The sequence below is a fragment of the Treponema sp. OMZ 838 genome (genome assembly GCF_000775995.1).
In the GTDB taxonomy this organism is placed as follows: domain Bacteria; phylum Spirochaetota; class Spirochaetia; order Treponematales; family Treponemataceae; genus Treponema.
Window position 1 is genome coordinate 1,361,890 of record NZ_CP009227.1, and the last position, 13,168, is coordinate 1,375,057.

The window sequence follows — 13,168 nt, forward strand, 5'->3', positions numbered from 1 at the left end:
GCCGCCTAAAAAAATCTCTTTGCGATTTGTGGATTTAGTGCTATAATCGTTCTATGCAAAAATTATATCGATATGGATTATTATGTATCGGCTTTTGTTTTGTCTTTATGATGAACAGCTGTGTTTCTACTTCTTCGGCAAAACGTGATGAGTCAAATGTTCAAAAATACGGCAAGGACGGCAGAGATATACTGCTTATCTTTACCGGTTCGGATTGGTCACAGGAAGCGGAAGAATTTTCAAAAAACATCCTTACCGAATCGTGTAAAACGGAATTGGCAGCGAACTATGCCGTCCGTTTTATCGACTTATTACGTAATCCTTCGGAGGGTGAACGAGCGGCTGCACAACAGAACTATCTGTTGTTTTCCGAATATGCAGTGCCGGATGTCCCTTTTATTATACTGCAAACAGCCGAACAAGATACGTATGCCTCTGCCGTTATAGAATCGGATATAAAGAGCGGCATGCAGTTGATAGAAAAGATTAAAGGGCTGACAGCACAGCGGACAAATGTAGTTGAAGCACGAAAGCGTATCGGCAGTACAAAAGGAGCGGAAAAAGCACAGGCAATCGATGACTTTTTAAATACGGTTGGTAATCCGGAAGCTCACCGCTATGATTCGTTACGGATGCAAGTACCCGCGCTCGATCCCCATAATCAATCGGGACTCAAAGGCAAATACGTATTGATGAGCGCCGACATACGGGCAAAGAGCTTTGCACAACAGGGAAATTATCTTAAAGCAGGCGATGAATATAAAACTGCCGCAGAAACGGGCGATCTTTCTCCTGCCGAATTACAGCTTGCATGGTATTTAACGGCTTATTCTCATCTCATGGCGGGAAGCGCCGATACGGAAATCATCGTTGGATATTTACAAAGGGCGATTGAAGCGGATCCTCAAAATCCCGCGGTTCCACAACTTAATCAGGCAATACATAAGCTGCGAAACGATGTTCAGTTAAAAAAATAATGAGAGAAAAAAGGAATTACATAATATGATGTCCAAACACACCCTTGCGCTGCTGCAGCAAATTGCACACGGTATTGCTGTCCATTTCGGTAATAATTGTGAAGTACTTGTGCACGACCTTACCGCTGGCTATACCAACAGCTCAATCGTCATTATAGAAAACGGTACTGTTACGATGCGGAAAATCGGTGACGGGCCGTCTCATGTAGTGCTTGAGGCGCTCAATAGCGATCGTAAAACGTTGGAAGACAAACTCAGTTATCTGACAAAAACGAAGGACGGACGCATTCTTAAATCGAGCAGTATGTTTATCAGAAATGAAGATGATGCAATCGAGGCGGTACTTTCGATTAATCTTGATATTACACCGATGCAGATGGCGGAAAATGTATTGCGGCAGCTTATTTCGCCGATCAGTGTTAAAAATGAACCTGAGAATATTCTGCAGAATGTCAACGATCTGTTGGACGAGCTTATCGAACAATCCGTTCATATTGTGGGTAAGCCGGTTGCATTGATGAATAAAGAAGATAAAATTACGGCGATTAAGTTTTTAAATGAGTCCGGCGCTTTTTTAATTACAAAATCCGGCGATAAGATTTCAAGTTACTTCGGTATTTCCAAGTATACGCTCTACAGCTATATAGATGCCGGCGCGAGCGGGCATCTATAATGCCGCACCGTACCTTGTACCGGCAACGGTAATAGACCACCGTTCATACTGCTCTTCACTATGGCAAATCCCAAGCTGTTTAGAACAATCGATAAGGCTGTTTCCGAATATAATATGATAGAAGCCGGCGACCGGATTTTGATTGCAGCATCCGGCGGAAAGGATTCAACGGCTCTTACGGAATATTTTGCAGCACGGCTCCAACGCCGGCATCCGGTTTTTGAAGCCTCTGCACTCCATATCGCCACGGATATCGGCTCAGAATTCGCGCCTGAATTGGCGAAGCGGTTTAAAAGCTGGGGAATTGATTTAACCGTTAAAACAATTTCGGTACTGGAGCGGCTTAAAACCGGCAAGAAGATGAACTGCTGGTGGTGCTCCAGCCAGCGCCGCTTGGAGCTGAGCAAATATGCGCAGGAGCACGGCTTTAATAAAATTGCGCTCGGACACCACTTGGACGATATTCTGGAAACGGCGCTGATGAATGCGCTGACAAAGGGAGAGCTTGCTGCAATGCCTCCCGTACTGAAGTTCGATAAATTCCCGTTGACCTTTATCCGCCCGCTCTGTCTCGCCGACATCCCGATGATTGTCCGTCATGCAGAAATGCAGGGGTATATTTCTTCCACCTGTACATGCAGCTATCAGGATAATTCAGGCAGAAAAACCGCTCGTTCCCGCTTGGATAAGCTTACAGATGGTAACTATGAGTTAAAGCGTAAGCTTTTCGATGCGTTGAGGAATGTTAATGCGGCGTACCTACCCTAGCAACACCTTTTGAAATATACGACGCATCTGCGTTGTCGCTTAACAAAAAACAGTCCTCGACGTACAACAAGTACGCCTGCGGGTGTTTTTTGTACGCTCCTAGCATCTGCATCGTCTATTTCAAAAGGCTTACGGAAAGTATGTTTTACGATATGCCACGTCTGAACATATTCAACGTATCAAAACTGCCAAGGAGGGCAGTGGTTTTATACAGGAGCGAGATTTGTGTTATGCACAAATCTCGTCGTTAAGCAGTTGTACACGGATGTACAACTGCTTAACAGTCTATTTCAAAAGGCTTACGGAAGGGTTTTACAGTATATGCCGCTTCTGAAAATACTCAACGTATCGCCTGCCTTGCGAAGCGATGCCAGGTTGAAGTGGTGGTTGGATGATTTTTTTATTAGCACGTTGCAAGATATCGAGCCGTATTAACATTTCGTATTGTCATATCTTTATATACTTTATGCGATATTACTTTATTTAAATGGCTTTTATTATAATCTTCTCGCCGAACATTCCAGATTAACGCACCCTTAACATATATTAATTGTATATATTCTTTTCTTATTGGTAATTCATTTATTATGTTTTCATTATCTATTGAGTCAAATAAATAGGCTACATCAGTCTTTTGAGCATCATTATTTTGCCAATCACTGGGGATGCTCTTTGCTATTTTTACCATCTCACTTTTTGTTTTTACTAATACTTTTACTTCATTCCCGGTCGTTATATGCAATGCTTGTTCAATATTCTCTGTAATACTATTTTTCGCGTCATGTGATTGAAAAATAACGTTTCCGGAATTGATATATGTTGAAATGTTTGAAAAACCGCATTGCTCAAATAATGTTTTCAATTCTTTCATGTTAATTTTTACAGAGCTTCCAACATTGATACCTCTGAGCAATGCTATATAATCCATATATTCCGTATTAATTCTGCCATGCATGGCGGGGTATTCAAAAGAATGTCTAATTACCCCGCCATAATTATTATTTTGCGATGCGCGATGCGGCGCTGATAGTGCGGTGGCGTTCTTCCCAAGGGGAGGCAACGCGGTTTACATCGGAAACAACGAGGAAACATTGAGTCGCCTTACTAAACCAGTCTTTATTGTTTGCATCTTTGCGGAGTACATACTGGCATTTTTTTCCATCGGTAGAGAACGAGCGGCATCCGTTTACCGGCTTCCCCGTTGCATCGATCATCGAACCTGAATCGCGATAGTATTCTTCTCCCGGTACGTCAAAATAGAAATAAGCGTTTTTAACCCGCGAATCATTAACCGAAAAGATAATCTCTATTGTATCTGCGTCGCGGGAAACGGATTGTATAACCGGCATTGTCAGTGCTTGCTGTTCGTTTTCCGCTTTCGCAGTGGGAACGATAAGCGGGATAACCTTTTTCTTTGCAGCCTCTTTAGCGGCCTTATTCTCCGTGACGGTTTTACCGCCGATTCCGGTTACGTTCAATTCTTTTTCAAACGGCTTTTGCCCTGTAAGGGTAACCGATGCAAACCACTTTCCAAGAGCAGCTGCTCCTTCGCCTTCACCTGAAGACAGATGTTTCAGCATCAAGAGTTTCTCTTTTTTGTTAATCTCCATCAGCCCCTTTGCACTTTGTTCATCAAGCCCCCACACATCAGCGGGTGAAGCAAAGAAAGCTTCTTTGAAATCTTGAGCTGTTAGTTCGCCTTTGTATTTTGCAAGCATGGTAACAAAGATTTTTCCCTTACCTTTATGCTGTTTGGAAACAAAAGATGCATCAGCTTGCTCAATCATCCAGGAAATATCGGTAATTTGAGCTGCTGCGGTTTGAGCAGCAGATTCTTTTGCTTTAGTTTCGGTCTTTTTATTTTCCGGCTGTTTTGCAGGAGCAGCTTTATCGGCAGTGTCCTGCTTGGCAGATATCGATTTAGACGCTTCTTTCTTGGCCGCTTCCGGAGATGCAGACTGCTTATTATTTTTTGCGGTTGCTTTAGACTTTGCCGTTTCTTGTTGTTTCGGATCTTGTTTAGCGGGCTTTGTCTGCGCATTTTTTGCTTGAGAAGCGGTTTTGTTTTTTGAAGTGCTTTCCGCTTGTGCAGCAGCCTTTTGTGGCGTTTCCTTCTGAGTAGATTCTTTCGCCGGTGCCTTTTGGGGTGCAGTCTTTACCGATTGCTTAGAGGTGTCAGTTTTTGCAGCCGATGTAGCGGACGCATTTGAGTTCGCTGTTTTCTGCTGCGTCGTACCCTGTTTGGGGGCCTTTGTTTGAGTATTCTTTGCCGCTGATGTCGCAGTCTGATTTGCCTGTCCGGGCGTTTTAACCGGTTCCTGTGTTTTTGCGGTGGCTGTTTGTGCAGCTTCCTTAGATTTTGCTTTTTGCGCCGTGTTCAATTCGCCCGCTGTTTGCGTTGTTTGTGTCTCAGCTCCCGCTCCTTTGGCGGTTTCGGCCGGTTCCGGCGTTTTATTCGCAGGAGCTGTTTTACAGCCCGCAGCAATTATAAGTAAGCAAAATAATATAAACGATAATAATGATTTTTTCATTCAAGGTCCTCCTTAACGGTAAGGCATAGTAAGAAAACAAATAGTTCTATGTGATGTATCGGTAAATATACCTAAAAGCCTAAGAAAATGCCAGAGGGGGATCCCGCAACGATCCGCCGTCGATCTTGACTTAACAGGTAAATGTGATATAGTTTTGTCTGCAATTTTACGGGAAAGTACTTATTGAGGATTTTTTTAAAACTAACCGAGCTTTAGAGATTCCCGACAGATTTTTTCCACCGTAGATATTTTTATAATTGAGGAGTATAAAATGGTAAAATTAGCGACGATTGCCGGTTCCGACGCATCAGGCGGAGCAGGCCTTGAGGCAGATTTAAAAACATTTCAGGAATATGGCGGATACGGTATGGCAGCGATTACTTTGGTTGCTACCATGAACCCCCACAAGGATTGGAGCCATGAGGTGTTCCCGATCGGTGAAGATTCGTTGCGTGCACAGCTCGAAACCATTTTCACCGGCGTCGGCGTTGATGCGGCAAAAACGGGAATGCTGGCGACTCCCTATGCAATCGAACTTGCTGCCGAGTATCTCGGTAAATATAAGGTAGAAAACTATGTTCTTGATCCGGTAATGATTTGTAAAGGCGGAAATTTGCCGCTCAATCCGGAAATCAACGAGCTGTTGATTAAAAAACTATTGCCCCTCGCAAAGATTATTACGCCGAATGTGTTCGAAGCAGGACAAATTGCTCATGTCGATACGCCTTCTACGTTGGAAGAAATTAAAGATGCCGCAAAACGGATTTACGATATGGGCGCCCCGCATGTATTCATTAAGGGCGGTTCAAAATTGAAAGATGCGGAAACTTCTGTCGATGTTTTCTATGATGGCAAAGATTTCCAATATCTCGAAGCTGAGCTGATTAAAACCGAATGGACTCACGGGTGCGGGTGTACCGTTGCCGCTGCAATTACTGCTGGCTTGGGTTTTGGACTTGAACCGTATGAAGCTGCTCTCCGCGCAAAGAAATTTATCACGTTAAGTTTACGGAACGGGTTTGCCCTCAATAAATGGGTTGGCCCGGGTAATCCCGCCGCGTGGCGAAAAGCCTTCAATTAAGAGAGGAATAAAAGCATGCGTGCAGTTGATATCATTATGAAAAAGCGCGGGTTTAGAGAAACCGGCGCAGGAACACTCTCTCGGGAAGAAATTGCCTTTTTAGTGAACGGATATGTAGCCGGAGAGATTCCCGACTATCAAATGGCCGCATGGCTGATGGCGGTTTATTTTAACGGTATGACGTTTGATGAAACCGCCGTCCTTACCGACGTTATGCTGCATTCCGGAGCGGTTATGGATTTGTCGGGGATTGAAGGCCCCTTTGTCGATAAACACTCCACCGGCGGCGTCGGGGATAAGCTTTCTTTGCCGCTTGCTCCTATTGTGGCTGCTTGCGGGGTGAAAGTTCCGATGATGAGCGGCCGCGCACTCGGGCACACCGGCGGTACGCTCGATAAACTTGAATCGATTACCGGATATAAGACCGGCCTTTCCGTTGACCAATTCCGCAATTACATTAAAAAAACCGGCTTTGCAATGACGGGGCAGACAAAAGAGATTGTCCCCGCCGACCGGCTGATTTACGCCTTGCGCGATGTGACTGCGACCGTTGAATCGGTGCCGCTTATTACGGCGAGTATTCTCTCTAAGAAGGTTGCCGAAGGCGCCGAAGCGCTGGTGTTCGATGTCAAATGCGGAAGCGGCGCCTTTATGAAAACACTGCCCGAAGCCGAAGCGCTCGCAAAGAGCCTTGTCGGTACCGGCACCGCGATGGGTAAAAAAGTTATCGCGATGATAACCAATATGTATGAACCCTTAGGAAATGCAGTTGGTAATTTCTTGGAAATGGAAGAAACCTACAATGTTCTGAAAGGTACGGAGCCGCAGGATGTAACCGACTTAACATTACAACTTGCAGGTTGGATGCTCGTGCTTGGTCATAAGGCTGCATCAAAAGAAGAAGGAATTCAAAAAGCGCAAGAGGCGCTTCGCAGCGGCAAAGCGCTTGAGCTGTTTTTAGAAAACATCACGCTGCAAGGCGGCAATGCGCAGCAGTTTGTTGCCGAATGCGGAAAGCGCCGCAGCCCCCACACCTGCCACATTAAAGCGGAACAAGACGGCTTTATCACAGATATCGATGCGTTCAAAATCGGTATTGCCGGAGTCAATCTCGGGGTCGGCCGCAATAAAACCACCGATGCGGTGTGTCCCGATGCCGGTATGATTTTGCATAAGCACGTAGGCGATGCCGTAAAAAAAGGCGACCTCATCATGGATGTGTACGGCAAAGATGCGGAGTGCCTTCCGGCCGCTTCCGATATGATTAAAACAGCGATACGGTATGCAGCGGAGAAGCCGCAAATGCGTCCGCTGGTATTTAAAGAAATTTCTGCGGCCGACTTGTAGCCGCGCTTCCGGTACCATACAGTGAATTGGGAAAAAAAAGATATAGACCCTAATGTTGTCCGCTCCATGGCGCAGCAATACGGCTGCACTCCCCTTGTTGCATCGATTTTGCTGCGGCGCGGTATTGCCGAAGGGAGCGAGGCGTTTTTTCACCTTGAAAACGATCTGCGCTATGTGCATAATCCCTTTCTTTTTGTAAATATGGAGGATGCCGTTGACCGGATCCTCGATGCAAAGGAAGAAGGGGAGCGGGTGCTTATTTTCGGAGACCGCGATGTGGACGGGATTACTGCCGTTACCGTACTCTACGAAGCGCTCACCGATTTAGGCATCCCGACAACATGGCGTATCCCCACCGGCGACGAACCGTACGGACTTTCCTGCGAAGCGGTTGATGCGCATGAAGCCGACGGTGGTACCCTCATCATTACCGTAGACTGCGGTATTTCCAATATTCAAGAAGTCGCCTACGCTGCGGAGAAAGGCATTGATGTTATCGTCATCGATCATCACACCCCGCAGGATACGCTTCCCGATGCCGCAGTCATCATTAACTGTAAGGTGCCGGGATCGGGCTATCCCAACGAACATCTTTCCGGATGCGCTACGGCGTGGAAGGTTGTTACCGCCCTGCGCTTCGGACTTCTCGACATTTATAAACAGCAGATTTGCCTATTGAATGTGCGCCCCGTTAACGATGCCTTTGCAGTGGAAGCTATCCATACCGTCAATTTGGTTGAAACAGCTCGAATCACGGAAACGATTATCCCCGGTATGGTTCCGTTTTCAGATACTCGGCTCGGCAGATTTTTGCAGGGGCAGCAGATTTTTGTGTGGGATAAGGAGTTGCAGCTCAAGCAGCTGGAAAAAGTGTTTGGTAAGTCGGTTGAATTTTATGTGAGTGATTTTAGACTCGAATGTGCAAAGATTGCGCCTCAGCTTGCCGAGATGAGCCTTTTGCGGTTAAAGAATTTATCGCGGATTGGCAAGTACAACGACACGCCGATGTCCGAACTCGACGGCTTTTTCAATATCTTTATTACGCTCATCCAACAAGCGCATAACATATACGGTGAAAAAGAAAAGCGTGAATTACAACTTGTCGCGCTTTCGCTGCTTGCAGACTTGATGCAGCTGACCGGAGAAAACCGGATATTGGTAAAGCAAGGCTTAGCAGCCATCAATGCCGCGCCGCGCGCCGGTCTTTCCGAGTTGATGATAAAACAGGGGCTTATCGGTAAGCATATCGGTACCAACGATATTGCGTGGAATATTACGCCTGTTATCAATGCAACCGGACGGATGGGTAAACCGGAAACGGCAATCCGGCTCTTCCTTGAACAAAATGCAGCGGTACGCAATGAACTTGCGGATGCGGTTATTGCGATGAACGAGGAGCGGAAAGAACTCGGAAAGGCCGGCTGGGCAATTGCCGAACCGATTGCGCGGGAAAGTCTTGCAAAATATCGCGAAAAACTCACCGTTGTTGTAAGCGATAAAATCCATCGCGGCATTACCGGTATCCTTTCAAACCGGCTTGCAGATAAGTTTAACGTGCCGAGTATGGTTATCTGTATTATGGAAGACGGAACCGCAGTCGGTTCGCTTCGTTCCGCCCGCGGCTATCGGGTGCTTTCTTTGCCGGAAGCATATCCCGATTTTTTCCTCGACTATGGCGGTCACTCATTTGCAGCAGGATTCAGCTTAATGCAAGAAAAACTTGCGCCGTTTTTAAAAAAAGTTCAGGAATTTACCGCGGCTATCGAATTTGACGAAAACTCGGAAAACTCTCCGCTTTCCATCGATGCGGAACTTCCTCATGACTATTTAACGCCCGAACTTTTAACCGTGCATGACACCTTTGAGCCCTACGGCGAAGGGTTCCCGGCGCTCCAATTTGCCGCTAGAGGAATCAAACTAACCGCCGCCTCAATTATGGGTAAAACCCAACCGCAGCATTTGCGTCTTACGTTCGACTGCGGAACATATAAATGGACAGCGGTGTATTGGCAGGCAGCGGATAAATTGAACGTTGAATTTAAAATCGGTGACAGTATCGATGCCGTCTTCACGTTGAGCCGGAATACCTTTAACGGCAATACGGTACCTCAAATGGTTATTCAAGACATGCGGAAGACGGGCACGGGTATTTAAGCAGCGTCTCTCTTATACACAAAATTTTGAATAAAATTTTGTGTAAATTTTTTTACGGCGGCAGGGCAAGCGTAGAGGTTCAATTCCGGTTGAACAGCCCCGCTTTTTCTGCGGGAATATTAAACAAGCATCTGATGCGCTTGCCCTGCACTTCGTTGGTGTTAGCGCCCTTGCCGAGACAAGGTAAGGTTTGCCAGCTCTTTGGGTAAGTCGCTGCCGCGCAGTGTGAGCGTATTATCGTCATTGCGGGTGTACTGGAGCTTCCACACTGCATTCATGCTTTCGCGGGTTTCCTTTTTAGAGCCGTTTGTCCATGTTTCGGTTTCTTTACTTCTTACGGTAAAGGTGACTTCGGTATCCGTAGCAGTCCAGAAACCTTCCCACTCCGTCGATGAAGTAAAGCCTTGCAGCCATTCGATTTCCATACTGCCGTCGCGGTCAAACTCGACCTTGACCGCTTTATTTTCATCGCGGGCAATCCATTTACCCATAATCGAATTTCCCGTCGGTGTGGCGGCATCATTCATCATCGGGCGCCGGTTGAACTCTCCGCCTTTGCCGTCAGGTTGCATTTGGCGTTCGTTAAACTCGCCGCCTTTACCGTTATGCGGCATCGGACGTTCCGCGGCTCCGGCATCATTATGATGTTTCCAATCTTTTGAATTCGATTGGTGCGGTTTTGCAAACACGGCTCCTACCGATAATACCGCAACGATACCGAATGCCGCAGCCTTTTTTACCATTTGTTTGTTCATTCGTATACTCCTAAAAAATAAAGTACGGTTGTTTAAGTTTTCACACCGTCTGTGCACGACTATACCGTATTGTACTAGCCGTATCATGAAGCCTGCATTGGAAAAAGATTAAAATATTTTAATCGGGAATTTTGACACAAAACGGAAAGAATAGGGTATGATACGGTCATGATTACCCATAAGACAGTGAGTGTCTCTATCATATCGGTATGTATCTTTCTTATTATGCACAGTGCACTTTTTGCGGATAAACCGAGGGACGCTAAACATACATTTTCGTACCGCGGTATGCGGATGGCAAATGCCGACGGTCTTTTTTATGTTACAAAAATAGAAACCGAAATCGAGCAGGCCGGCATTATCGAAATAGAAATTAAATTCAATATGCCTGCCGATCCGCGTACACTGCAAAAAAAACATATCAGCATAAACGGTCAATTTTTACCTGCCGATGCGCTAATTGCTTTTAACAAAGCAGGTGATAAAATAAAAATATTGATTCGGGACTCTTTTTTATCTGCGGGCAAAGATACGCCAAATCGTCCGTTTCATCTTGATTTACCGGAAGCGAAGAGTTTTAATCATATTCCGCTCTATCTTTCACACTTTGATGATATGGAATGCGACAAAGAATATAAATTTACATTTTTGAATATTCCGCCGCAGAAACCTCCTAGGGAAATGCACGAAGAAATGCATAATCATCACCATTATGAATATATTCGTTTTGAGGAAAAAGATTGATGGCACGGGTATTAATCGTTGAAGATGATTCGGGTATTGCGGAATTCTTACAGCTTGAACTTGAGCATGAAGGATATGATATTCTCTATGCCGCAGACGGCAGAACCGCTTTGGATATTTTTGAAAAGAATACGCCGGATCTTATGCTGCTCGACATCATGCTTCCGCAGTTGAACGGACTTGAAGTGTTGCGGCGAATCAGAAAAACGTCGAATACGCCGGTTATTATGCTCACCGCACGGGGGGATACATTCGATAAGGTGAGCGGTCTTGATTCCGGTGCGGATGACTATCTTGCAAAACCGTTTGAGATTGAAGAACTGCTTGCACGGATGAGGGCGGTGATGCGCCGGAACAATGCACAGGGAGTAACGCCGTTAAAACTGCGAGGTATCGAACTTAACCCGAACAGTATGGAAGTAACGGTAAACAAAGAACGGGTTATGTTGTCGAAAACCGAATACCTTTTGTTAAAGACATTGCTCGAACACAAGAACACCGTTTTAAGCCGCGATACCATTATCAATACGGTATGGGGTGCAGATCATTACATCGATGAAAATTCGGTCGATGTGTATGTGCGGTATTTACGTGCAAAAATCGACGATAAAACCGGTGAGGAATACATCTCTACGGTACGCGGCGTCGGCTATGTTATGCGGGATATCGGCAATGAAAGCATCTGATTCACCGGTACGGAAGCTCCGCATATCGACGGTACGGCAGCTTTCGATGCGCTTCTCTCTTTTGTTTGCCGTGATGATTGCCCTTTTTTCCGCCGGTATTATCGTGCTGCTCCGCTCCGGCGTTAGGCAGCAGCAAAACCGCGAACTCATTTCCGCCGCTCGGACTATTGCCGAAGCACTGAAGGACGGTCGCGTACAAGAAATCGATGCGGATCTTCCGTATTATGTTACGTTTTCCGTGTATCAGAGCGGCACGCAGGAAGTGATCGCAACGAACGATCCCTTTTTACCGATACTGCCGGTAACACCCCGCCGTGCAGAACGCTATACGGCAAAACAATACTTTATCGACGGCGATTTAAATATTCTCTACTATGCAGTACCCGTTCATGCGGGAGGCGATTACGTTATACAGACAGCGTTGAATATGGATTCCGACACGGCGGAGTCCATTATCTCCGGTGTACCGAGCATCCTTGCTGTCGTTACCGTCCCGTTGCTGCTGCTTTCGTACATCGCGGTGTTTTTTATGACAAAACGTACAATGCGAAGCGTTCGTGCTATGACCGATGCGGCAAAGAACATTAGCGGCTCCAATTTAACCGACCGGCTTCCCGTTACGGATAGGGGCGACGACTTTGATGTCCTTGCAAAGACATTGAACGATTTGCTTTCCCGCCTGCAAACCGATTTTGAACGGGAACGCCGGTTTACAGCTGATGTATCTCACGAGTTAAAAACACCGCTTGCGGTGATTCTCGGCCATGCGAACCTGCTGCGCCGTTGGGGAAAGCACGATCCCGATCGCTTGGAAAAATCGCTTTCGGCACTGATCCGCGAAGCGCATTCGATGGAAGCAATTATCGAAAATTTGCTGCAAATGACCCGACTCGAAAACGGGCATATACGGATTCATAAAACGCCTGTTCCCGTTGCCGAATTTTTTACGCGGCTTATCGACAGCACACAAAGCTATGCGCCGAATGTGAGCTTTACCGAAAGTATTGGGGTGCCAAACCTGTATACGGATGAAGCGCTGCTCCATCAAGTATGCACTATCATAATTTCCAATAGCGTAAAATTTGCCGGAGAATATGTGCATATTGAGCTTTCGATACGGCCTCTTTTAGAAGCGGAGCGCCTTCCTGATGCGCCTTTATCGGAAAGTGCGTGTATTATCTCGATTTCGGATAACGGCCCCGGAATTGCGCAAGATATACTGCCGCATATCTTTGAGCGCTTTTACCGCGGAGATGCCGCGCATACAAGAGGTGCAGGCGGTGCGGGGCTCGGCTTGTCGATAGCGGCAAGCATAATGCAGGCGCTCGGCGGTTCAATCCGTGCCGAAAATAGCAACGGGAAAGGTGCGTGCATTATGCTCCGCTTACCCTGAAGTTTTCCCTTGACAAAAGATGCCGAGAATATACACTATAAGCGATAATTAACATATCG

General features: G+C 46.2%; 12 protein-coding genes. 9 read left to right on the forward strand and 3 right to left on the reverse strand.

The window, feature by feature from the left end; all coding sequences use genetic code 11:
• Positions 1 to 53 precede the first annotated feature (53 nt).
• The 3 genes from QI63_RS05990 to QI63_RS06000 are packed head-to-tail and all read left to right on the forward strand — an operon-like array spanning position 54 to position 2,418.
• The gene (locus tag QI63_RS05990) at positions 54 to 977 is read left to right on the forward strand and encodes a tetratricopeptide repeat protein (RefSeq protein WP_044014730.1); all 924 of its coding nucleotides are present in this window, start codon (positions 54 to 56) and stop codon (positions 975 to 977) included.
• 25 nt (positions 978 to 1,002) lie between these two features.
• The gene (locus tag QI63_RS05995) at positions 1,003 to 1,650 is read left to right on the forward strand and encodes a helix-turn-helix transcriptional regulator (protein WP_044014732.1); all 648 of its coding nucleotides are present in this window, start codon (positions 1,003 to 1,005) and stop codon (positions 1,648 to 1,650) included.
• 60 nt (positions 1,651 to 1,710) lie between these two features.
• Positions 1,711 to 2,418: a tRNA 2-thiocytidine biosynthesis TtcA family protein gene (locus QI63_RS06000; RefSeq protein WP_044014734.1), complete on the forward strand. Its 708-nt coding sequence runs from the start codon at positions 1,711 to 1,713 to the stop codon at positions 2,416 to 2,418.
• A 403-nt stretch (positions 2,419 to 2,821) separates the two neighbouring features.
• On the opposite strand, the gene QI63_RS06005 is transcribed toward QI63_RS06000, so the two are convergent.
• Positions 2,822 to 3,346: a DUF1697 domain-containing protein gene (locus QI63_RS06005; protein WP_044014736.1), complete on the reverse strand. Its 525-nt coding sequence runs from the start codon at positions 3,344 to 3,346 to the stop codon at positions 2,822 to 2,824.
• 70 nt (positions 3,347 to 3,416) lie between these two features.
• Positions 3,417 to 4,949: a hypothetical protein gene (locus QI63_RS13290; RefSeq protein ID WP_235619635.1), complete on the reverse strand. Its 1,533-nt coding sequence runs from the start codon at positions 4,947 to 4,949 to the stop codon at positions 3,417 to 3,419.
• 271 nt (positions 4,950 to 5,220) lie between these two features.
• Between QI63_RS13290 and thiD the strand changes: the two genes are divergently transcribed.
• From thiD to recJ, 3 genes are read left to right on the forward strand one after another with little or no spacing between them, the layout of a single operon-like run.
• Complete coding sequence (thiD, locus tag QI63_RS06015) at positions 5,221 to 6,030, forward strand: bifunctional hydroxymethylpyrimidine kinase/phosphomethylpyrimidine kinase (RefSeq protein WP_044014738.1); 810 nt, start codon at positions 5,221 to 5,223, stop codon at positions 6,028 to 6,030.
• A gap of 15 nt (positions 6,031 to 6,045) precedes the next feature.
• The gene (locus QI63_RS06020) at positions 6,046 to 7,377 is read left to right on the forward strand and encodes a thymidine phosphorylase (protein WP_044014740.1); all 1,332 of its coding nucleotides are present in this window, start codon (positions 6,046 to 6,048) and stop codon (positions 7,375 to 7,377) included.
• Positions 7,378 to 7,398: 21 nt separating this feature from the next.
• On the forward strand, positions 7,399 to 9,531 hold the full coding sequence (gene recJ, locus QI63_RS06025; RefSeq protein WP_044014743.1) for a single-stranded-DNA-specific exonuclease RecJ: 2,133 nt from the start codon (positions 7,399 to 7,401) through the stop codon (positions 9,529 to 9,531).
• Positions 9,532 to 9,692: 161 nt separating this feature from the next.
• Here the strand turns inward: recJ and QI63_RS06030 are convergent, their stop codons facing one another.
• Entirely contained in the window at positions 9,693 to 10,286 is a 594-nt protein-coding gene (locus QI63_RS06030) for a hypothetical protein (protein WP_044014745.1), read from the reverse strand.
• A 168-nt stretch (positions 10,287 to 10,454) separates the two neighbouring features.
• On the opposite strand from QI63_RS06030, the gene QI63_RS06035 reads away from it, so the two are divergent.
• The 3 genes from QI63_RS06035 to QI63_RS06045 are packed head-to-tail and all read left to right on the forward strand — an operon-like array spanning position 10,455 to position 13,109.
• Positions 10,455 to 11,030, forward strand: a complete 576-nt coding sequence (locus tag QI63_RS06035; protein WP_044014747.1) for a hypothetical protein — start codon at positions 10,455 to 10,457, stop codon at positions 11,028 to 11,030.
• Positions 11,030 to 11,716 (forward strand): response regulator transcription factor, encoded by a 687-nt coding sequence (locus QI63_RS06040; protein WP_044014749.1) that lies wholly within the window; start codon positions 11,030 to 11,032, stop codon positions 11,714 to 11,716. The genes QI63_RS06035 and QI63_RS06040 overlap by 1 nt, the downstream gene beginning before the upstream one ends.
• Positions 11,703 to 13,109, forward strand: coding sequence for a sensor histidine kinase (locus QI63_RS06045; protein ID WP_044014751.1), 1,407 nt, complete (start codon positions 11,703 to 11,705; stop codon positions 13,107 to 13,109). The genes QI63_RS06040 and QI63_RS06045 overlap by 14 nt, the downstream gene beginning before the upstream one ends.
• The last annotated feature ends 59 nt before the right edge of the window (positions 13,110 to 13,168 follow it).